The sequence below is a fragment of the Acinetobacter sp. C32I genome, from assembly GCF_023702715.1.
Classification (GTDB): Bacteria; Pseudomonadota; Gammaproteobacteria; order Pseudomonadales; family Moraxellaceae; genus Acinetobacter.
The window spans coordinates 966358-989367 of sequence record NZ_CP098480.1; the positions used below are offsets into that span (position 1 = coordinate 966358).

A 23010-nucleotide genomic window follows, 5' to 3' on the forward strand; every position below is an offset into this window, starting at 1 on the left:
TAGATTCCTTTCACCGTGATTAGTTTTTCGCACCACCAAAGGCAGTGTTATAAGCAGCATTATTAAACTCGGCAATACCCGCTAAAGCTGCAGCATTTGCACCAAAGAAGTGTCCTTGAACAATACCTGAATTATTTACCCCAGCCGTACCATTTGCACTAGCGCCACCACTGAATGCCGCAGTACCTGGATTAAATGTCACACCATTTAAGCTTAAGCTTGAAACAGCAGTCCCTGTTCCAGTTAATGATCCTTCTAAAGTACCTGCACCAAAGTTAGCAGTTAAATTACCACTTAGCAGATTGGTTGCTGAACCATTAATCCCTGCAACGGTATAAGTCGCCGTTCCAGCAGTTGGTACGGTGGTATTGGTATTGTCACCTGCGTAATAAACAGTATGACTTGCACTTGCTGCTGTATCCCCCGCTTTCCACCATTCACCAAAATAGACTTCCTGTGAACCCACCTGACCAAAATTGAAATTACCTAAGGCACTATGTGAAGGTGGCATTGCCGAAACAGGAATATGGGAGATATTAAAAGTTTTGCTACCGACAGTAACATCAGTATTGCTTGCACCGCGTGCAGTGAACGCTTGTGCCAAACCTTTTAACGAGCTAAAACCTGTAAATGCATTGTAGGGTGCACCAGCCGCTTGTACAGAAACGGCTGCTGCACCACCTGGATGACTCGCATTTGCAGCAGCGCCAATAATGATATTGTTTTCATTACTTGAAGCACCATCAATACCTGCATGTGCAAACACAGCAGAACATGCAACAAGACCGATAAACAGTTGAGAGATTTTCATTTATTGTTACTCCATTTTTCTAAAGCTAAGTTATTGTTTCAATGAAGATAACGCTATCGTTATCTATTTAGTTATAGGAACAGTAAGATCTATAACTGCCCCTGATTTTGTAAATAATAATCATTCAATATCATTATTTACCTTTATCTAATCTCGACTCATTAGAAAGTCGAAATTAAATTCCGTATTAAAACTTGGTGGTCCAGCTGACTTTCAAAGTACGGCCTGGTGCAGCCATCGCACTTCGAGTTAAAGGATCAATATAGAACTGGTTCGAAAGGTTGTTTCCAACAAATTCAACTGTGTTATAGGTATCAACTTGATAGCGTGCATAGGCATCAAAAATCCACGTATCATCCCAAGCGAGAGGGACATTGAGGTAATAGCCTTTATTGATACCTGCATCGTTATTTTTACGTAATGGGCTTTCATAGCCTTTGTAGAAAGTTGCTCGTGCACCAAGCTCCAATCTTTCATCTAGAAAGCGCGCGCCCAATAAAGCATGTGCGCTAAGCTCAGGTGTCGACATCGTCACCAAATAACCGTTTGGAAAACCATCATCGACGCAACGTTGATAAGCATCGCGGAATTGAATACCTTGATCTGTTTGTACTGTGCCGCTATTAATCATTTTATTAATGGCACTATTACTGTCACAGACTTCATTTTTGAGGTTATAAGCCATGCTTAAATCAGTGAAGAAAGCACCATTATCAAAACGGCTTTGCAACTCAATACCAGAAAGCTTTTGCTCATCCATATTGGTAAAAATCAGATTTTGATTACGCTCAATTACGTTTTTGGTTTTGTTGTAGTAATAGGCCAACTTAATATCGGCATTGCGAGCTGAGCTGAGCCAGTTACGCATGTCATACACATAACCCACTTCATAGTTAAACGCATGTTCGGGTTTAATTGCTTGAGATGGCATCATCGCCGAGAAGCCGACCGTACTTTCAAATAAGCTTGGTAAGCGATATTCCTCTGCATAGCGTACATAAAGCCGATTATTTTCAGTCAAATGAATGGATGCACCAAGTTGAGGTGCCCAACCACTGTCTTTTACTTTCTGAGCCGATTCAATCGGCGTTTGCTCAATTACAACAGGCTGGAAACCACTACCGATCACCACATACTTCTGCCCTAAGGCATTCAGTTGGTTTAATATATTATCGGCTAGGGCCAAATGACCATTTTCATCAGCTTTCCAAGAGAGTGTATTTTTCTGTGACCAAATCCGGCTGTACAAAGCCGTTTCTGATGCAGGCACCGTTTCTAAACGGCCATCCCAATCAGGATTGTTGGCTGCATAACGTTGCGTTAAAAGGTTTAGCATACGTTGTTGCTGAGCATCATAACTCTCAGGCATGGTTCGATATTCAAAGTTGTATTCTTTGACTTTACTTTTCTTGGTAAATAACGGATTTAACGAAGGATCAATACCATCTCTGATCGATTTATTTAAGAAGTCATCAAAAGCCCAATAAGAGCGATAACGCATGCCAGCATCAAAGCTTAGCCAAGAGGTTGGACGATAATTAAAATTAAAATCGAAGGTTTTTTCTTCACGTCGACCTGCACGAGGTAAGGCTTGATATAAAGAATAACTTGGACCATATTCGCCATAAATATCGTCAGAAGTGAGCTTTTCTTTTAAGAAACTTCCACCCAAAGTTAAGTCGAGCTGTTCGGTTAATCGTGCTTTATTACTGACACTAATTCCTTGACGGCGGTTGTCAGAGTGACTAATTGCGGTATTGATAATACGATTATCTCTAAAATCAATAATCGTTGGCCATCCGCCTCGTGTGTAAGTTTCGCTTTCAGTGTCGGTTTGCCAAATATTGGTATGAAAATCAATCCACTGATTGTTCTCAGGTTTATATTTGTATTCTAAGCTATAGGCCTTAGAACGAATATGACTGAGTGGCCATTGCGGTACACCAATTTCAGGGGTTAACCCCCATTCAATTCGTGAGGGCATGATCTCACCAAATCTATTTTTGGTATCTCGATAAGTGAATTTTAATGCCTGATCATCGCTTGGTCGATAACCTGCCTTAAATAGCCAAGACTCCATCTGACTTGAGGTATTGGGGACTTCATTGCCAGGCTTATAGGAATGCGCAAAATAAGGAATAAAATCAAGACTATTACTTGGCTCAGCCCGTTTGTAATAGCCAGCGCCATGTGTACCTGAAAAATAGTTGCCACGTTCACGAACAGCATAAACAGCCAATAAATCAAATTTATCCTGTTTCATTGCCAATGCGAGTCGGCCTGCTAAATCATCTCCCGAGAAGTTAGAATTATCATTGCGAGTTCGGTTCTTTTTATAAATATCTGGGTCGTATTTTTGACCATTAATATCCTCCCACGGCGTCGTATCATTATAGTTTTTGCCGATTTTACTCATGTCTGGCAATGAAGGATCAATGGCGTTGGTGGAACCTTCTACTTTTAGTTCTGCGCCAAAGGTTTTACCCGGACGAACAATATCATCCGCTTCTAAGGTCTTGACCACAACACCACCACCGACAGAGGTTGTAGTATTCCGTTCAAGTGATGGGCCTTTGATGACTTCAATGCCCGCAATCAGATTTGGATCAATATAATTTCGGTTATTTACCCCATTATAGCCACGCCACACCGCAATCGACTGCTCAGTACCGTCAATGGTTAAGGGCACTCGACCTACGCCTTGCACACCACGTACACTCGGATCTAAAGCACCACTATTACGGGCATCACCACTATAAACCCCAACCATCCCTTGCAAAACATCGGCAGGATTGGTCCCTTTAAAACGCTCAATATAGTCTTTGCCTGCATAAACAGAAGATCGATTGGCATCATAGACTCGATTGCCGCCCTCAGTATCACGATCTTCTTGACCATAGACCACCATTGGCGTCAAACGAACAGAGATTTCGTCATCTTGAGCTAGCGTCAAAGATGTATGATTCATTGCAGTTACTGGTGCACTTGAAGCTGCATTGCTGTTTTTAGCCGCTTTTTTTGCCAGTGTATAGCCTTGCCCGACTTTGACTGCATAGAATACTGAGGATGCTAAAATATGCTGAAAACCTTGCTCTAATGCATAGCTGCCTTTTAATCCTGAACTGTATTGCCCTTTTAATTGCTGCGCATCAATAACAATTGAAGTCCCCGATTGTTCCGCAAACTGATTCAATACATTGGCTAAAGTTCCTGCAGGAATATTATAAGATTTTGCCGCAACGGTTTCTGCATAAGCATGTTGCATCGGTAAAGCTAAACTTGCAATACAGGCTGTATGTACAGCAAATGCGAGTGTTGAGAACCGAAATAAGTTCCGACTTCGCATTTGACCATCTCCGACTTTCTTCATTTTTGCCCCCAGTAAATGTAAATAAGAATCATTAAACCCATTAAAATAAAATGATCCCAAATTTATTGCTTCTACTTACTATGACGAACAGCTTTAAAAAAAGTGGAACCTAAATACTAAAAAAAATTAATTTTTTTGAATGTGGCTATTCAAGATACCCACACATATCATTTACTTATTGTTTTTTTTATAAAATAACAATGAGATAAGGGGTTATTTGATAAACCTTTAACTTTGGAAAAACGGTTGACAATAATTTGAGTGCTTCCTGGGTCTGATCTAAGGGCAACACAGCATTCACTTGAATCTTGCTTAATGCCTCAGCATTAAAAAGAATTTTACCTTTGTAGTTTTGATCTAATTCTTTTAACACCTGATCGAGCGGTAAATCCTCTACCATCAATTGATGTTTATTCCATTTTTGTTGTTCATTATAAATATTCAATGCTGGCCCTGATTGCAAGCCATTTTGATTCATACTGACAGCTTGTCCCGCGCTTACAATCACTTGTTGTTTAGCATACTTATTTGCTGTTTGTACACGTACCCGAGAGTGCAGCATTTTTAACTCAGTAGTAGAAGATGTGTAATTCACACTAAACGCTGTCCCTAATGCCTGAATCTGCCCATGTTTGGTTTTGACTAAAAATGGCCGCTGTGGATCTTTAGCCACATCCACATGAATCTGACCTTGGACTAACTCAACAACTCTTTGATTGGCTTGAAAATTGATATTGACTGCACTCTTACCCCGTAAAATTAAACGCGAACCATCTTGTAAGGTTTGGGTGGTCCATTGCGCTGAATCCCCCCGAATATCTGCCTGTAAATAGGCAATAGAGGTATCTGACAGATAAAAAATACTACCACCAAGGACTACGGATGCAATCGCAAAAGCACTGCCTACTCTCAGGTTTTTATAGACTTTCGCTGAACCCAAACCCGCTTTAAGTGCTGATTTCACTACTTTCTTATGTTGTGTGCTTTGAGATACATTTTGAATCGAGAGAATACATTGCTCAATATCAGCTGCAATTTTTTGATGTTGCTGGCTGTTCTGCTTCCACTGATTAAACTGCAATTGAGCATTCTTCCGAGTTGATTCATCATCTGAACTTAACTGCACAATCCATAATGCAGCTTCTTCCACCAACTGATGATGCTCTTGTTTATTGATTGCCATTTAAGTATTGAAATCCATTTCTAAACGCGCCTGATAGCAACGAATCAAACAATTTGCTAAATATTTTTGAATCATTTTGGTTGAAACACCCAACCGTTCGGCTACCTCTTTATGCGTATAGCCTTCCAGATAATGCAAAATAAATGCTTGTTGTGCTTTAGCAGAGACATCTTCCAATGCCTTACAAAGCTGGTCCAGCGCCTGAATAATCTGCATTTGATCTTCAGGTGAGGCAACACCATCCAGCATATATTCCATCTGGCTTAAGCCATCTAAATAGGCTTGCTCAATGCGTTTGCGACGGACTTGGTCGATGAGTAAGTTTTTTGCTATTGAAGTAAGATAAGCGCGAGGTTCTTTAATGCCCAGCAGCTCATCCCGTGTTTGCAGTAATTTAATAAAAGTATCTTGTACTAAGTCAGCAGCTTGATCAGTATTGCCTATTTTCTGTCTCAACCATTGATGAAGCCAGCCTCTATGGTTTCTGTATAACTGATCTACAAGCATAGGGGTTTTGTTCACGATCATCTGACTCAAAACAAAGTGTATTTAAATGATAATAATTATCATTTATAAAATCAAGAAAGAATCACACAAACTTTCGTTGACTGTTATTTTTATAAGCATAACGTACATAATACATCGCTCTAAGAATGCAGTAGCAAGCAATAATTTATTGATTTAACAATGCTTCTACCCACAAAATCAGTTCATTCATGTTTCTATTTCGGCGTTTTAACTGCTCTTTATTTGGAATGTAATAGCACAGCTCAGATTGTACGGGCTGTGTTGGCAACGTTTGCAGCAATTTCGCATGGATTAAACGATGAACTAATGTGCTTGAACAAAATACCAATCCATCACTGGCAAGCGCCTCTTGGATACCAAAAATTTCTTGGTCAAAGTGCTGCACAGTTATGCTTTTTCCTTCTAAATTATTTTTCTCAAGCCATGTTGGTAATGGAGATTTTGGTAAATTCTTATTTTTCCATTCTGTACTCCATAGTGTAATTGCTTGTTCAGTCCAGACACTCATATCTAGTCGTGCTGCCGCAAACCCATTAAATGACTCATATCTAATAATATCTGATACAGCAACGGATGAAGCAGCACCATAGCGGATTGGTAGCGCATATAGATGATTTTCCAGACTTTCTCCAGTAGAGATTTCGATAGAGATCTCTGGATACTTTTCAATAAATGCCTGCATGGCTGGAATCAAAACCATTGCTGCCAAGGATGACGTTGTGGTGATCTTAATCACTCTGCTGGCGGTACTCACCTCTTCCAAAGCATCTTCAATGGTCCGAAATCCTTTAGAAATTGCAATCGCTAATTTCTCGCCAGTCTCGGTTAAGCTGATTTTTCTAACCTGCCGATAAAACAAGTCTACATTTAAACGGCTTTCCAAATTGCTGACATGATGAGAAATTGCAGTTGGTGTCAAGGACAACTCCTCCGCAGCCAATTTAAAACTGCCTAGGCGAGCTGCAGATTCAAATGCTTTCAATGCTTGTAAGGAAACCTGCATTTTCAACACTCCATAAATAAGTTTTATAGATGAATTTAACTCATTCATAGCTGTAATTTACTGATTTGTCCAGCCTGCAACGACCTCTTAAGATGAGTTTATCTTTTAATTCCTCATGTGAGCGATCATGACAACCTTATTACATATTGATGCCAGTGTTCGAGCAGCTTTCAATCCGAATCCAAGTCATAACTCCATTTCCAAAAATATCGCAAAACGCTTTATTGAGACTTTACAACAGCAACAAGTGATAGATGAGTATATTTATCGTGATGTAGGCATGAATCCACCCGCTTTTATTAGTCAAGACTGGATTGGTGCGGTGTTTAGCCCTGAAGAAAAAAGAACAACCGCGCAAAAGGAAATCTTAACTTTATCTGATCAATTGATTGCCGAAGTTGCAGCAGCCGATCTCATTGTGATTTCATCACCGATGTATAACTATGGTATGCCTGCACAACTAAAAGCGTGGTTTGATCAAATCATTCGTATCAATAAAACCTTTGACTTTGATCTTGCGCGTGGCGACTTTCCACTTAGCCCTTTACTGTCAGGTAAACGCTTGGTGATTATCACATCAAGTGGAGAATTTGGTTTTGAAGCCGATGGTATTCGCGCCAATCAAAGCCATCTTGTGCCGCATCTGCGCACTCTCAGCAAATATTTAGGGGTTGAGCATATTGATGAAATTGCATCTGAATATCAGGAATTTGCAGATATTCGACATCAAAAATCTTTAGACAATGCATTGAATCAAGCAGAAACACTCGCAACAGAATTAGCACTTTCTCAGCAACGGAACAGCACGTTGCATGTGGAATATGAATAATCTTGGCATCTAAAATTACCAGAAGATCAATATATTGAGTTTATGGATAGCGTGATTCTTATCGGTCACTTTATCCATTTTCTCTTTAACTTTTTTACAGGTGAAAAATTCATGCTTTAGCTTCTAAAGCATCAATTATCGCAAATGCGGTAACACGTGCAGAAAATGGATTCTGCCCAGTAATCAAGTTCGCATCACGCACCACATTGGGTAGAAATGGAATGAATTTTCTTTGATAAAGTGCGCCACGTTGTTTTGCCAGCTCTTCAGCATTATAAGGTACTTTCTTTGCCACACCAGCCAATACCTCTTCACACCATGCAAAGCCTGTCAGCTTTTTTCCTTGAATTAAATATTGTCCATTTGATAACTGAACATTGAGCAATCCACAATAACCATGGCAGACACTGGCAACAATGCCACCATGTTCATAAATATTTTTGCTGATGTTCTGCAATTCAGCATTGTCTAGGAAGTCCCACATCACCCCATGCCCACCGGTGTAATAGATTGCATCATAATCTTGCCAGTTAATCTCAGAGGGCTTTTTGGTGGTTTCCAAGAGCTGCATAAAAACGGGATCATTTTTACGTTTAAGTACAGAAGCATCGGCAACAAAACGTTCTAATGATTTAGGTTCGATCGGCGAATGCCCAACGTTTGGGCTGACAATGTCTTGAAGATAATGTTGCTTTTCAAATTCATCATAGGCATGCGTCAGTTCCCCTAACCATAATCCAGTTGGACGATCGATACCCTCATATTTAGAGATGTTGGTTACCACATGGAGAATACGTTTTGACATTTTTCACCTCTACTTTTTGATTTATTTTTAATCTTGCTTTTGCATCACTATAAGCTTAAAGTTTGCTTTAATGTTAAGAGAAAATCAGTAATGAATATCAGTGAATTATCTAAACAAAGTGGTTTAAGCACCCCAACGATTCGTTATTATGAGCAAATCAAGCTGTTACCGAAGGCTAAACGCAAATCAAATGGCTATCGGGAATATAGTGAAAATGATCTCAAACAGCTATTCCTGATCCAACAAGCACAGCAAGTCGGCTTTTCTCTGACAGAAATTAAAGCGTTCTTACCATCGAATGTCTCTTCATGGAATCATGACATTCTGATTGGCTTGCTCGAAAGCAAGATCAAGGATATTGAAGAACTAGAGCAAAAACTGGCAGTGAGTAAGCAAAATCTGCAAATGATGATTGTGGCGATCAATAGCAAACCAGATGAAATCACCTGCGAAGAAAATGCACAGCGTTTGCTCAATTTGTACTATACCAACGAGAAAGCTTAATACGTCAATTATCAGTTTTTAAGCTGCAATCACAAAGACAACTCATCAAGAAATACGTAAAAAAACTTGACCTTAAACCTCACTTTAAACATAGCATCAATCTCAGGTATCAAATGAGGAAGCTGTCATGTTTAAAGTTTGGAACTTTGCAAAGTGGTTGATTGGCATTTTTATGCTCATATTCATCAGTAATATGACCTATGCAACCGAAGCTGCTCAACAACATATACAAGCTAAGCCAAAAGGCAAAATTTTGGTGGTGATGACCAACCACTCAGTTTACCCAACTCGATCAGATAGGACAGGATTGTGGCTGACTGAACTCACCCATTTTTATGATGTCGCACAAGCGGCTGGCTATGACATGGATTTTGTCAGTCCACAAGGTGGTGCTGTACCGCTAGATGAACGTAGTCTTAAGCCGATTTATATTGATCAATCAGCAAAAAAACACTTGGCTGATCCTCAATTCATGCAACGCTTAAGCAATACGCTAACGCCTAATGCCATTGATCCTTCCCGCTATAAAGCGATTTATTACACAGGTGGACATGGCACCATGTGGGATTTTCCCAACAACCAAGGCCTCAAGCAAATCAGCGAAAAGATTTATCAGCAAGGCGGCGTGGTATCGGCAGTATGTCATGGTGTAGGTGGGTTATTGCCGCTTCAAACCCCAACGGGTCAACCCCTCATTGCAGGCCGTACGGTTACAGGCTTTGCCAATATTGAAGAGACTTTATCAGGAATTAAGTCCCAAGTTCCGTTCTCGTTGCAAGATGGATTAGTACAACGAGGAGCAACATATAAACGAGCTTTATTTCCATTTACTTCTTTTGTGATCGCTGATGATCGGATTATTACGGGGCAAAATCCACAATCCAGTAAAGAAATTGCAGAGGCAGTCGTTAAGCGCTTAAATAGTTTGAATTAGACTTTATTAAAAAAACCAGATTTGATTATCTGGTTTTTTTAACATCTACATGAGCTTAGCTTTATCTTGTTGCGCTTGAAATTAGCCTTCCTAAATTTTCCCAAAAAAAGTCCCCTTATATTTCAGGATGGGGCTCAGAAATAACGCCCTTATACTTCACGGAAAATTAGGTAACTGCTATGATTTTCTTAAATTCATCACGACTATACTTATTACGGCTCCTATAAATGACAATCCAAGCCACAGGTTAAACAGGAAATTAGCCTTATGGGGTTCTCCATCTGCCCCAGCTGGGGTTAGGAAGATGTGATTGCTAAATAGAATTACGCCTCCCCAGTAGAGAACAGAAATAAACACACTCAGAAGAAGGGTTATTCGTAACTTTTTTAGCTTGGTCATCTATTTAACCTCATAAAACCAAATGCGCTTGGACTTGCTGAAATCACTCCAGATTCCATTTAAAACTATACCCCACTGAATGCGAAAATAGCTCCCCGTACCCGTAATCCGAGTCTTATTTCATAGGTTCATATGCTTCATTCCCGTTCTTGCGTTGGATTGATCTAAATAGAGAATAAAAAAGTAAATTTATAAGTAAAGCGGATTTTTTATGATCAAAAACTACTTTTTACTTTCCAATATTTTTAATTGCTTACCCATAAAAAAGCCAATTACAGATTGTTCTGCAATTGGCTGTTGTTCAATCTATTAGCTAAGTATTGGCAAGTTGTTGCTCAGCTTAAGATGAAAGTGAATATGTACGCATTCGATTTTTATATTGGCGCGTACGACATGTCATCGCTGATTGTTGCAAAATCAACGCCCAAAGCGGAGAAACTTTTGGATTGGTTGATTTACCAAGACTGAGTTTACGTAACTGGAATTTCACTGTGGCCATATTGGCGAGTGACGCTAAGGTTTTATTTTCCCATGTAATTGCTTTCAACTCTGGTGCCGTATTTTGCCCTTGTTTCCACTCATTTGGGAGATTTGGATCGATTGCCAAAGCTGTAGCAATTCCAACCATATCAACACCACTTTCAATGACCTGTTCAGCCACTTGTTTGCGACGGATTCCTCCCGTCACCATCACAGGCATCTTGGCCACTTTACCAATTTCTTGAGCAAACTCTAAGAAGTAAGCTTCTCGCGCCAAGGTACGTCCATCGCGTGCCTGACCTTGCATTGCCGGTGCTTCATAGCTACCGCCAGATAACTCAACCAGATCAACAGCCAGTTCGTTGAGCATCATAACCACTTGCTGTGCATCTTCAGCACTAAAACCACCGCGTTGGAAGTCAGCCGAGTTCAGCTTTACCGCCACTGTAAATCTGTCTGAAACCACAGCACGCACCGCTTTAACAATCTCAATCAAAATACGTGCACGATTTTCCAAAGAACCACCCCATTGATCTTGACGCTTATTACTGAGTGGCGAAAGAAACTGACTGAGTAAATAACCATGTGCCGCATGGATTTCAACACCAGTAAAGCCTGCTTTTTCTCCTAAACGTGCAGTGTTGGCAAAACGTTGAATGACTTCATTAATCATGTCTTGGTTCATTTCAATCGGGGTATTAAAACGATCTGACATTTTGCCTAAATCTAAGGCAACCGCAGAAGGCGCCCAAGTCTCTTGACCTAAATTGGATTGCATTTGACGGCCAGGATGATTGATTTGCAACCACACTTGTGCACCCTTCGAACGACCGATTTGCGCCCAGCGTTTGAATGTATCCAAATATTTTTCATCTTCCAGAACGACACCACTGGGTCCTGTCATAGCACGACGATCCACCATGACATTACCTGTGATAATCAAACCTACACCTCCATCCGCCCAAGCTTGGTATAAACGCATCAGCTCTTCAGATGGTGCATGGTTTAAATCCGCCATATTTTCCTCCATTGCAGCTTTTGCAATGCGATTGGGGATATGTGAACCATTTGGGAAAACTAATTGTTCAAATACTTTCATTTTGATTACCTCATTGAGTATGGGTTTACTCTAAGATTAAAGTAAACTTTAATGTCAATAGGTTTGATCAAACTTTATTAATTTTTTCTAATCATCAAAATAAAATCATAAATTTAACAAGTAATACCAATACCAAAAAAAATCTTTAAAATAAAAATAGAGGCAACTATGCCTCTATTCTTGAATGGTATTTTTGATGAAATCAATACAGCTTATGAGCGAATAAATGCCAATAGGTCTGGATTAATGACATCGGCATTCACGGTTAACATGCCATGAGAAAAACCTTTATAGGTTTTTAAAGTCCCGTTTTGTACTAATTTGGCCGATAGTGCCCCAGAATTTTCATACGGTACCACCTGATCATCGTCACCATGCATTACCAGTACAGGGACTGAAATTTTTTTCAGGTCTTCCGTAAAATCAGTCTGGGAAAAGGCCACAATGCCATCATAATGTGCTTTTGCCCCACCCATCATGCCCTGACGCCACCAATTCCAGATCACAGGTTCAGATGGATTTGCATCTGGACGGTTAAAACCGTAGAAAGGCTCCGCTGGTAAATCATAGTAAAATTGCGAGCGGTTTTTAAATAACTGATTTTGCAAGTCATCAAAGACTTCTTTCGGCAGACCATCAGGATTATTGGCTGTTTTGACCATAATAGGTGGTACCGCACTCACCAAAACGGCCTTGGCAACATTCGCTTCGCCATGACGTGCAATATAGTGAGCCACCTCACCACCGCCTGTTGAATGGCCGATATGAATCGCGTTTTTAATCCCAAGATGCTGTACAACAGCTGCAACATCATCTGCATAATGGTCCATATCGTGCCCATCCCAGACTTGACTGGAACGACCATGCCCGCGACGGTCATGTGCTACAACACGGAAACCCTCATTTAGAAAGAATAATAGTTGGACATCCCAATCATCTGAGCTGAGTGGCCAACCATGATGAAAAAATAAGACCTGTGCATCGCGAGGTCCCCAATCTTTATAAAAAATATCTACACCATCTTTTGTCGTAACGAATGCCATCTTTGTTTCTCCTGTGTAAGATTTACACTGTCGATTCATGATCTATGTTCTAATTAATTCACTTATAACTACATTTTTTAAGCACCATCCGTGTGGATAGCGCTTCTATACTAAGGTTAAAGTTCGCATTAAGGTCAATGCTTTTAGTCCTATTCTGATAATAAAAATGTAATTTAATGATTAAAAATAACTAGATGATCAACAGGCTTACTCGTTGAGATCAATGATTTTTTTCACAAAGTCAAATGTTTTCAGCACTTGTTTTCTTTACATTGTTCAAACGAATCAACTTTGTATTTATCAAATATCAAATTTTGCCGCTTGACATTAAAGTTCACTTTAATCTTATAGTGAACTCAAATGTAAGAAATGTTCTTGTCGTTGGCAAGCATTTTGAATGACTTGGTCAATCAAAGGTTTACGAATATGCAAAGCAATAAACAGTTTACTGAAGTTGAGTTTGGGCAACAAAAAGTCAATGTTCCCAAAGGTGGATATTATGACCGGTTTAGAATGAATCCCGATTTAGATCAAGTTGCACAAGATCCTGCCGCTGGCAATATTGATCTCTTTCGCAAAACGCCTAAACAATGGGTTGAATCGAGAGTTGGTCCTGTTTGGGCACCCAATTTTTATTATCGTAGTGGCAATGTACAAGTGCTGATGTTAGCACCACTTAAACAGCTCAAGAAAAAATTACCCGCGCCTTTAGAGCCTTTACAGGCCTTTCCCGGCTATGGGCTGGTCGCCCTTACCTTCTTTACATACTCTGTTTGTGATAATGATCCATATAATGAAGTCTCTGTCGCAATTGTGGTGCGTAAGCCTAATGTACATGGTTCTCATGCTTTAGAGCTCATCAACTCGATTCGTCAACGCCATTTTTACGCACATGTTTTAGCGCTACCTGTAGATACAGAAATTGCGCGGATCCGTGGTGTTTATGGTTACCAACTTCCTAAATGGCTCACTGAAATTAAGGTCGATATCAGCTCCAAAGATGTGAATGCGAGCCTAACGGATACATCTGGCAAAATCGATTTAAGCCTGATTGCCCCAACACCCAATTTACATTCAGTAAAATCTGAATCACATATGAGTCAAGCGACGATGTTACATCTGGTGGATGGCAAATGGCAGCAAACCTTGGTTCAATCTAATGTCTTATCTTTTGGACAAAAACTTCTGCCTAGAAAAGTCAAATTAGTCCGTCATGGTGGTCCTTTAAGTCAATTATTAGATGAACTTGGTGCGTCGAAGATTCTTCGTTTAGACGTGGTTCAAGACGCACAAGTTATTCTCCATTTGCCCAAAGCACTTTAATATTCAACTCATCAAATCGTTAAGGAAAAACAAGTAATGACAAAATTAAATTATGATCTTGTGGTCTTTGGTGCGACTAGCTTCGTCGGCCAGATTCTAACCCAGTATTTGGCCGAATATTTTGCCACTCAAAAAGAACAGATCCGTTGGGCAATTGCTGGACGTTCCCAGCAGAAATTACAACAAGTCAAAGATGCGCTTGGCCCTATTGGTCAAGCTGTTCCGATCTTGGTCGCCGATGCCAATAATCAAACCGAACTCGATGCACTTTGTGCACAAACACGTGTGGTCGTCTCAACGGTTGGCCCATATGCTTTGTATGGTGAACCGTTAATTCAAGCCTGTGTGAATAACGGAACAGATTATTGTGATCTGACTGGAGAAACCCAGTGGATTAAACACATGATCACGAAGTATGAAGCGCAAGCACAGCAATCAGGTGCGCGTATTGTGCATTGCTGTGGATTTGATTCAGTTCCATCCGATATGGGTGTTTATTACCTGCAGCAACAAGCACAACAGCAGTTTAATGCGCCTGCCACTCAAGTTTCCATGCGGGTTAAAACCTTAAAAGGTGGTGCATCGGGTGGTACAGTTGCTAGCTTGATCAATGTGATTCAAGAGGCTGCGGCTGATCCTGCATTGCGTAAAGATCTACTTAATCCATACATTCTCTGCCCCGCAGATCATGGCAATACCCAAAGACAGATTTATATCAAAAGCGCCAAATTCGACCCTGATTTTAATGCATGGATTGCGCCTTTTGTCATGGCCGCTGTAAATGAACGTGTGGTACAGCGTTCTAATGCTTTATCGGGTAATGCCTATGGCAACAACTTTCGCTATAACGAAGCGATTTTGACAGGTGAAGGGTTCAAAGGACGTTTAAAAGCCTTAGCTGTGGTCTCTGGTCTGGGGGCATTTATGCTCGCTGCGGTCAGTAAACCGATTAGCCAAGTGATGGAACGTTACCTATTACCAAAGCCGGGAGAAGGCCCTACGCCAGAGCAACAATTGGCAGGACGATTTGACTTACGTTTTGTGGGTAAAACCGATGCAGGACAAAGTCTAAAAGTCAAAGTAACTGGTGACCGTGATCCTGGTTATGGTTCTACAGGAAAGATGTTGGGACAAGCAGCGCTGAGTCTTGCCATTGACCATGCCAAAGATGGCGAAAAATCGACTGTTCAAGGTGGCTTTTGGACACCTGCGACTATGTTCGATGATCGATTTATTCAACGTTTAACAAAGCATGCCGGGCTTAGCTTTGAGCAGGTTTAAAATCTTCTGTTTTTAACTCGGCTTTCTGAGGGAAACATGTCAGTAAGTGAATACTCATTGTTAAAAACAACCTAATAAAATTATCAGGCCTTAGAAATTAAGGCCTGATTTTAAAACTTAAAGCATGAGACGTTTTCTTGCTGCGAGATACTCTCTTTCAAGCCGACTTACCAGTTCTTCGACTGAAGTGGTGGCTTTGATTGCATTTAAGCCTTGACCACATCCCCAGATGTCACGCCATGGTTTGACCTTATGCTGTGTACCATCTTCATTCGGTGTACTGAAATCCATATCTTTCAGATTACCTTCAGGTAAATTGGCTGGATCAAGCCCCGCCGCACGAATACTTGGTGCCAGATAGTTGCCATGTACACCTGTAAATAGATTGGAATAGACAATTTCATCTGAATTATGATCGACAATTGCCTGCTTATAAGCGTCTTCTGCATTGGCTTCATGTGTGGCAATAAATGCTGAACCAATATAAGCAAAGTCTGCTCCCATCGCCTGTGCAGCAAGAACCGCATCGCCAGTAGAAATCGCACCCGACAAAGCCAAAGGTCCATCAAACCATTCACGGATTTCCTGAATTAACGGAAACGGACTCTTGACGCCTGCATGACCACCAGCACCTGCAGCCACTGCAATCAAACCATCTGCCCCTTTTTCAATGGCTTTCTTAGCAAAGGTATTGTTAATAACATCATGTAAAACGACACCACCATAACTATGTGTCGCATCATTGATTTCTGTTCTTGCACCAAGTGATGTAATCACAATCGGTACTTTGTATTTGACGATCAGTTCCATGTCATGTTCCAGACGATTATTACTTTTATGCACGATCTGGTTGATTGCAAAAGGTGCCGCAGGTCGGTCTGGATGTAAGGCATTATGCTCAGCAATTCCTTCAGTAATCTCTTTTAGCCATTCCTCTAGCTTTTCGGCAGGTCGTGCATTCAATGCTGGCATGGAACCAATCACACCAGCTTTACATTGCGCCAGCACCAGCTTGGGCGTGCTAATAATAAATAACGGTGAACCAATTACAGGGAGTCTCAGGTTTTTCATTAATTCTGGAATTTTTGACATTACTTTTATCCTTTAGATACTCATTATTTCAAATAGATAAAGCCTTTTTTAGAAATAAGAAGCATTTCACTTTTTTAAAATTCACTTCATCATATCTAGATAAAAGTTTTTATGCAACAAGTTGCATAAACTTTACATTCACGACTGCTTAGTAAGTAAAATGACTAAGCAGTTGAATGGGAAAAACATATTATTTAATTAAATATCAATATATTACATATTTACCGAACTTGATTTTAATCAGTAATGATTCTTGCCTCTCATGGTCATGCCTCAAATCAGTAGAAAATTCTTTTACTTCGCTGCCATACGATTCCCCTTTCTATCAGCATGATTAAATAAGAATCGTTACCAACAATATTAATGCGCTCGCTCTCAAAGATGGTATGCTTCGTTAATTTTTATTCTTTTATCAATCTCCTGGAGCTATTTTATGAGCGCAATGACAAAGAAGTTGCAACAGATGCGGTTTGCTTCTGTGCTTGAAGCCGTCACTTTATTGTTGCTATTCCTCGTGGCGATTCCACTCAAGTACGCATTTGATTTACCGATAGCGACAAAGATCATGGGGCCGATTCATGGTCTGGCATTTTTATTCTATCTTTGGAACTTAGTCCGTACTGCTTCACTTTGGTCTGGCGTAGAATTGTTTCGATTATTTGTGCTTGCCTTTATTCCATTTGGTGGCTTCTTTAACGAAAAATACATTGCACAACGTCAAGCCAAACTATAAGGCTCTTAAATTGATACTGCAGAAAGGAAATCTAATGATTTCCTTTTTTATTGTTTTAAAAATAAAAAACTATTCATACCAAATCAATGCGTGATTTCACATCGGGTTCACATTCCAAATTTTATTATAATTTTAAAAGGAGTGAGATCATGAATATGAATGTTATAAAAACACTGGCTATCTCAACACTGAGCTTACTCTCCTTAGTTGCTTGTAAAAGCATATCGAGTTATACCGCTGATTATGAGAAAGCAAATCAACAAATCAGTGGAATCCCCTTAAGTGATGCACAAGCTCAAATGATTGGTCAGGATTTTGTTTCCGCATTTAATAGTATGGGCACAGTAAATTTTGTAAAAAATGCAAGCCAACTCTATGCTGATAAGTTGTACATTAATGACACGCTCTCTCAATTCTCAACTAAAAAAGAGCTGATGAAGCATTTTGAGGGAATGAATAAACATGTCAGTAAGGTATCGGTAAAATTAATTAGTGCAACCCATAAAAATGACTCGGCTTATATTCACTGGCAAATGACCTATGATTTTAAAATGTTTGGCCGAACAAAAAAAATGTCTTCCTATGGCATTAGCCAAATCAAAGTGAATACTGAACATCTCATCATATTTCAACAAGACTATTGGGACCCAGCGAATGGTTTATACCGCTCTGTTCCATATATCGGAACAGGCTATTCTTTGCTTCTCCCCTTTAAGAAATAGTCTAAGATTTACGAAAATAAGTGCAGAATAAACTATGAACAATATTTCGTTATTAGAACAATTAAATAAGATTGAAGGTTTAATTATCTTGGCCTTAGTCGATGCTTTTGATGGCTCTATTTTAGAAACTATAGGTGAAGAGTTTTTTAATGTTGATTTCGCGGTGACTGAAGGTGTGAATCTATTTAACTACCAGAAAAAATTAATGGATGAAATTAGTCCTCATGATTTTCTAGAAAGTGTGCTCATGAGTACGGATCATCAATATCATATTATTACGCCACTAGAAACAAATCATAGTGTTTTTCTCTATGCAATTTTAGACCGTACTCAAACCAATTTAGGCTATGCAAGCTATGAAATTCAAAGGATTGAACGTGGTCTGAACTTCTACACTTATTAAATATGACTCTGTATATAGAAATAAAACAGACTGACTAAACAGTAGCATCTAGGTGAAAAAAATGAATAATTATTTTATACAATTGGGATTTAGTTTTTTATTTCTGATATTAAATTCTAATTCAGCCTATGCAAATATGCAGAAATGTAAAACAGCACCTTTAGTCGTTACAACAAAAACAGTAGGCACTGTCAGCTACTATGCGGACAATTGCCATCAGAATTGGGAAAGTCAAAATATTCAATTAGATTTTTCTTACGACCAAAATATTCCAGAATGGGCATTCAAAAAAGCAGCCAACTATTATCTTAAAAAAAATATTAGCAATTTTGCTAACGACTCTGTATTAAACCAAATTACTGAACTGTACAAACCTGTAAAAAAAGGTGATTTATATTCTTTAGCCTATAATCAAATGAACCAACAATTAAAGCTCTCTCTTAATCAGAAATTGTTAGGTTCGATCACAGACCCACAAGCGAATCAATATTTCAAAATATGGTTTGGAAGCTCACCTTTTAATGCTAAATTAAAGCAACAATTACTAAATCAATAACTTGATCTAATTATTATGAACAATCAATTTATTCTTATGGTGGAAGATCATTATGAACTTGCCGCCACAGTTTGTGAATTTCTAGAACAACATGGCTTCGTGGTGGATCATGCACGTAACCTCGATGCCGCCCGTAACTTTTTAAAAACACATCCTTATCATTTACTTTTGCTGGATATCAATTTACCTGACGGCTCAGGGTATGACTTATGTGAATGGCTCCGAATTGATCAAGGCAAAGATATTCCTATTTTGATGTTAACCGCCAGAGATACACTCGATGACAAATTAAAAGGTTTTAGCGCAGGAACAGATGACTACCTCGTAAAACCTTTTGATTTTAATGAACTGGTCATGCGTGTACGTGCCCTGATTAAGCGATCTCTTGGTGAAGTCTCAAGCAGTAAAATTCAAATTCACGATCTGATTCTAGACAGTGCGACTCAAACCATAACACGCGCAGGTCAATCAATTGAATTGCCACGGATTCAATTCAAATTGTTAAAAATTTTGATGCGAAACTCTCCCAAAGTGATTACCAAACAAGAAATTATTATCGAGTTATGGGGCGATGAAGAACCTGAAAGCGATGCATTACGTAGCCATATCTACAATCTGAGAAAGATGATCGATAAACCTTTTCAGGAAAAATTGATCCATACCATATCTGGTGTAGGTCTAAAAGTTGCTTTGGATATGACAGCGCATTAATTTATATATACGACGACGATTAAGCCTGTTGTATTTTCCAATTGCAGATGAGGATGTGTATTTAAATAATATTGTCGATCGAACAACTCAACTCGCCAGCCCAACTGGGTACATAATTTCTTAACCAACTGTAAACCAATGCCGTGACCTTTGGCGGTAAGTTGAAGTTGTGAACTATTTAACTCCTGAACCTTACAATCATTTGGCATTGCAATACCAATCCCATTATCGGCAATTAGAATACTATTTTTGCGTTGAATGATATGAATATTAGAACCTTGAGAATAATTCAGTGCATTGCGTAAAATATTACTCAACACCATTTTAGTCATTGAAGGATAAATCCATCGTTCTGATTCCTCAGCATCATCTTGTACAAAAATCTGCACGCCCTTGCCTTGACTGACAGGTTCCAGATCTCTGACTAAATCGCTGATGATATTGGACAACTTCACATGCTCTGCAATCAATGTATTGGTTGTATTACGTGCAATTGCCAGCAAAGTTTCAACCAGTAATTGCATATCATCAATGGTATTCGAAATACGATGCAGTGATTTATCTTCACCGTATTTGGCCTGACACAGTTGCACATTCCCTTTTAAAATCGTCAATGGTGTCCGTAACTCATGGCTGACATCGCCTGTAAATTCGCGCTCTCGGTTAATAAACTCACTCAATACTTGATGGTATTTTTCTAATGCTTGTTTTAAATATTCAGCTTCCATATTGTCATTGGTACTGATTCCTTGGAATGGAGATACCTCCTTATACTGATGTGCCCAATCAATATGTTCTAAGGCATTCGCTAAACGGGTAATTGGCGAAAAATAACGTTTGGCCCGCCGATTTGACCACCATAAGATGCTATACAGCACAATAAGACTGAACATTAACGGTGCTAAACCAAACATCCAAACGATTTTATTGACATTGCTTTCACCAAAAACCAGTAGCACATGCTGCCCATTTTTTTCACCATATACGGTCATACGATCTTTTCCGTCGACAAAGATTCGGTGGACACCTGATTTTAGCGATTGATTTTGAAATGCTAAAGGTGGTTTTTCACTTTTCCAACGGTAGCCATATAAGTTTTTAGTATCGGGTAAATCAGCATTTGGATTACGATCAACACGCATCCAGTAATGCTCCATTTCTTGTTCAAGTGCGGTTTTAAGCAATGAGCCTTTGATCACCCAGGCACTGCATGCAATCCCAATAATAATCGAAAGCGCGATCAGTCCAATTTGCAACCAATAATAACGATTAAACATCCGACTCAGTGGACGGTTATTGGCATCGCTTTTATTGGTTTTAAACATAATCTTGCCTATTTACACAACTGCTTGTTTTAATTATACGGCTTTCTTTTTGAACAGGAAGTGACCAACGATCCATTCTTGCCCCTGCTCAAATCCAAACAATTCAGCACAAGCCATAAAAAAGATACGCCAACGTTGCCACCATGCCGCCGCATCTTGCCCGTACACCTTTTCAAAAAGTGGTTTTAATTGTTCAGCATTACGATCCATGTTTTCCAGCCATGCATTTGCTGTTTTTTCATAATGAGTTCCAGACCATTGCCAATGTTGCGATAATTCCAGATGCTGTTGAAAGTGTAAAAATGTCGAACTTGCAGGCATCAATCCACCTGTAAAAAAGTATCGCGACATCCAGTCATATTCACTTTTGATTTCGAAAGGATAGTGTAAGAAACGATGACAGAAAATATGACACCATAACAGTCCATCCTCTTTGAGCCACGATTGGATTTTTTCAAAAAGCTTTTGGTAATTTCTTACATGTTCAAACATTTCGACTGAAACAACACGATCAAATGTGTTTTGCTGCAATTCCAGGACATTGACATCACAGGTAATAACATCAATATTCATCAAGCCATATTTCTCAGCTTTGGACAAAATATGCTGACGTTGCGTCGCTGAATTGGAAACAGCCGTAATTTTTGCATTTGGATAGCGCTCTGCCATCCACAGCGTAAACGAACCCCATCCACACCCTAACTCCAAGATATGTTGCCCATCGTTTAATTGGGCACGATCGCTATAAATCTGCAATGCGAACTCTTCAGCTTCATCTAATTCAGTTCGATCATGTGGAAAAAAACAAGCACTATATTTAAGTCGTTTTCCTAAAACCGCCTCAAAAAAAGCCGTGGGCAATTCATAGTGTTGCTCATTGGCTTTATCGGTTTCAATTGCGATCTGGCTATGCTTCAACATATTCAGCACATCCATATAACGTTGAGCACCTTGTTCGGGGTCATAGCGACCTTCTTGAATCAAACGCTTCTTACTGAGAGCACGAATTGCTGCACGAATCGCCTGATCAGGTACTAAACCACTTTCAACAAGTTTTAATGATTGATTAATAATAAAGTCCATGTGCGTACCTACTCTTTTGGTTTCCACGGAATAAACATTGAAGTTCGTTTTTTATAATCGAGATAATTTTGACCTCGATTTTTTAATGCTTGTTGTTCACTAAATGGAATACCGGTGATGTAATACAAAAATAGCCACATCAAGACTGGATATATCCATAGACTGTATAACCCTGCTGCAAGTCCTATTATTGGATATGCAAACCAGTGTATCCATTCAAAAAAATAATTGGGATGCCGCGAATAACGCCACAGACCTTGATCCATGGTTTTCCCATCATTTTGTTTTTGTTGCTTGAAATGAAACAATTGCTGATCTGCGACCACTTCACCTAGAAATGCAATCAGCATAACAATTCCCGCAATGATCAAAAAAACATGGGTTTGTGGACTCCAGACAGAACTCGGCACATGAAGCAAAGTCCACATCGGTATGCTAAATAAGATTGCCAAACCCGCCTGAAACATAAAAAAGGAATAAAAACCAATATGTTGATATTTCCCCATCGCACGACGCATATTGGCATATCGGCGATCTTCTACTGATTCCGCTTGATACCGACGCCATAAATGCCAACTTAAACGTATAAACCAGATTGAACTGAATACCCCAATAAACAGCCTGACATTTACCAGTGCATCATCTACTAACCATGCAGTCAGCAGAATATTCAGCGCGATGCAAAAACTCCAAGCAACATCCACTATGCCAGCACGATGATTGTGGCTTGCCCATAACCAACATATGCTCATGAGCACAGCATCAAGTAAAAACAATTGCCATAACATCACTG

Annotated in this window: 22 protein-coding genes; 10 read left to right on the forward strand and 12 right to left on the reverse strand. The window is 39.5% G+C overall.

All coding sequences use genetic code 11. From position 1 onward, the window contains the following. Positions 1-19: 19 nt before the first annotated feature. From NDN13_RS04645 to NDN13_RS04665, 5 genes are all read right to left on the reverse strand, one after another. Entirely contained in the window at positions 20-811 is a 792-nt protein-coding gene (locus tag NDN13_RS04645) for a Slam-dependent surface lipoprotein (protein WP_251117360.1), read from the reverse strand. Between the two features lie 187 nt (positions 812-998). Continuing rightward, positions 999-4157 (reverse strand): hemophilin receptor HphR, encoded by a 3159-nt coding sequence (gene hphR, locus NDN13_RS04650; protein WP_502799562.1) that lies wholly within the window; start codon positions 4155-4157, stop codon positions 999-1001. A gap of 211 nt (positions 4158-4368) precedes the next feature. Next, positions 4369-5364, reverse strand: a complete 996-nt coding sequence (locus tag NDN13_RS04655; protein WP_251117361.1) for a FecR family protein — start codon at positions 5362-5364, stop codon at positions 4369-4371. Then, positions 5365-5886 (reverse strand): sigma-70 family RNA polymerase sigma factor, encoded by a 522-nt coding sequence (locus tag NDN13_RS04660; protein ID WP_251117362.1) that lies wholly within the window; start codon positions 5884-5886, stop codon positions 5365-5367. A gap of 151 nt (positions 5887-6037) precedes the next feature. Further along, positions 6038-6895, reverse strand: coding sequence for a LysR family transcriptional regulator (locus tag NDN13_RS04665; RefSeq protein WP_251118166.1), 858 nt, complete (start codon positions 6893-6895; stop codon positions 6038-6040). A 127-nt stretch (positions 6896-7022) separates the two neighbouring features. Between NDN13_RS04665 and NDN13_RS04670 the strand changes: the two genes are divergently transcribed. Then, positions 7023-7724 carry an FMN-dependent NADH-azoreductase gene (locus tag NDN13_RS04670; RefSeq protein ID WP_251117363.1) on the forward strand — a complete coding sequence of 234 codons (702 nt, stop codon included), beginning with the start codon at positions 7023-7025 and terminating at the stop codon, positions 7722-7724. Between the two features lie 109 nt (positions 7725-7833). Here the strand turns inward: NDN13_RS04670 and NDN13_RS04675 are convergent, their stop codons facing one another. Further along, positions 7834-8529 (reverse strand): type 1 glutamine amidotransferase domain-containing protein, encoded by a 696-nt coding sequence (locus NDN13_RS04675; RefSeq protein WP_251117364.1) that lies wholly within the window; start codon positions 8527-8529, stop codon positions 7834-7836. 90 nt (positions 8530-8619) lie between these two features. Between NDN13_RS04675 and NDN13_RS04680 the strand changes: the two genes are divergently transcribed. Next, complete coding sequence (locus NDN13_RS04680; protein ID WP_251117365.1) at positions 8620-9033, forward strand: MerR family transcriptional regulator; 414 nt, start codon at positions 8620-8622, stop codon at positions 9031-9033. A gap of 127 nt (positions 9034-9160) precedes the next feature. Further along, a complete protein-coding gene (locus NDN13_RS04685) occupies positions 9161-9967 on the forward strand; it encodes a type 1 glutamine amidotransferase domain-containing protein (protein WP_251117366.1) in 807 nt (268 codons plus the stop codon). A 739-nt stretch (positions 9968-10706) separates the two neighbouring features. Here the strand turns inward: NDN13_RS04685 and NDN13_RS04690 are convergent. Together NDN13_RS04690 and NDN13_RS04695 are read right to left on the reverse strand one after the other, a co-directional pair. Further along, on the reverse strand, positions 10707-11945 hold the full coding sequence (locus tag NDN13_RS04690; RefSeq protein ID WP_251117367.1) for an NADH:flavin oxidoreductase/NADH oxidase family protein: 1239 nt from the start codon (positions 11943-11945) through the stop codon (positions 10707-10709). 212 nt (positions 11946-12157) lie between these two features. Beyond that, positions 12158-12988, reverse strand: a complete 831-nt coding sequence (locus tag NDN13_RS04695) for an alpha/beta fold hydrolase (RefSeq protein WP_251117368.1) — start codon at positions 12986-12988, stop codon at positions 12158-12160. Positions 12989-13414: 426 nt separating this feature from the next. On the opposite strand from NDN13_RS04695, the gene NDN13_RS04700 reads away from it, so the two are divergent. Both NDN13_RS04700 and NDN13_RS04705 read left to right on the forward strand, forming a co-directional pair. Next, positions 13415-14311: an acetoacetate decarboxylase family protein gene (locus tag NDN13_RS04700; protein WP_251117369.1), complete on the forward strand. Its 897-nt coding sequence runs from the start codon at positions 13415-13417 to the stop codon at positions 14309-14311. A 36-nt stretch (positions 14312-14347) separates the two neighbouring features. Further along, entirely contained in the window at positions 14348-15592 is a 1245-nt protein-coding gene (locus NDN13_RS04705) for a saccharopine dehydrogenase family protein (RefSeq protein WP_251117370.1), read from the forward strand. Positions 15593-15709: 117 nt separating this feature from the next. Here NDN13_RS04705 and NDN13_RS04710 read toward each other — a convergent pair whose 3' ends face one another. Further along, positions 15710-16684, reverse strand: a complete 975-nt coding sequence (locus NDN13_RS04710; RefSeq protein WP_241327661.1) for an NAD(P)H-dependent flavin oxidoreductase — start codon at positions 16682-16684, stop codon at positions 15710-15712. A gap of 433 nt (positions 16685-17117) precedes the next feature. On the opposite strand from NDN13_RS04710, the gene NDN13_RS04715 reads away from it, so the two are divergent. The 5 genes from NDN13_RS04715 (at position 17118) to NDN13_RS04735 (ending at position 19809) form a co-directional block, all read left to right on the forward strand. Beyond that, positions 17118-17417 carry a DUF3817 domain-containing protein gene (locus NDN13_RS04715; protein ID WP_151716332.1) on the forward strand — a complete coding sequence of 100 codons (300 nt, stop codon included), beginning with the start codon at positions 17118-17120 and terminating at the stop codon, positions 17415-17417. Between the two features lie 155 nt (positions 17418-17572). Continuing rightward, positions 17573-18139 carry a nuclear transport factor 2 family protein gene (locus NDN13_RS04720; protein WP_241351197.1) on the forward strand — a complete coding sequence of 189 codons (567 nt, stop codon included), beginning with the start codon at positions 17573-17575 and terminating at the stop codon, positions 18137-18139. 34 nt (positions 18140-18173) lie between these two features. After that, a complete protein-coding gene (locus NDN13_RS04725; protein ID WP_251117371.1) occupies positions 18174-18542 on the forward strand; it encodes a roadblock/LC7 domain-containing protein in 369 nt (122 codons plus the stop codon). 61 nt (positions 18543-18603) lie between these two features. Then, positions 18604-19098, forward strand: a complete 495-nt coding sequence (locus tag NDN13_RS04730) for a chalcone isomerase family protein (protein WP_251117372.1) — start codon at positions 18604-18606, stop codon at positions 19096-19098. 15 nt (positions 19099-19113) lie between these two features. After that, complete coding sequence (locus NDN13_RS04735) at positions 19114-19809, forward strand: response regulator transcription factor (protein WP_033132829.1); 696 nt, start codon at positions 19114-19116, stop codon at positions 19807-19809. Here NDN13_RS04735 and NDN13_RS04740 read toward each other — a convergent pair. The 3 genes from NDN13_RS04740 to NDN13_RS04750 are packed head-to-tail and all read right to left on the reverse strand — an operon-like array spanning position 19806 to position 23005. Then, complete coding sequence (locus NDN13_RS04740; protein ID WP_251117373.1) at positions 19806-21134, reverse strand: sensor histidine kinase; 1329 nt, start codon at positions 21132-21134, stop codon at positions 19806-19808. The genes NDN13_RS04735 and NDN13_RS04740 overlap by 4 nt on opposite strands. A gap of 33 nt (positions 21135-21167) precedes the next feature. After that, positions 21168-22217, reverse strand: a complete 1050-nt coding sequence (locus tag NDN13_RS04745; protein WP_251117374.1) for an SAM-dependent methyltransferase — start codon at positions 22215-22217, stop codon at positions 21168-21170. Between the two features lie 8 nt (positions 22218-22225). After that, complete coding sequence (locus NDN13_RS04750; RefSeq protein ID WP_251117375.1) at positions 22226-23005, reverse strand: DUF1295 domain-containing protein; 780 nt, start codon at positions 23003-23005, stop codon at positions 22226-22228. Positions 23006-23010 lie beyond the last annotated feature (5 nt).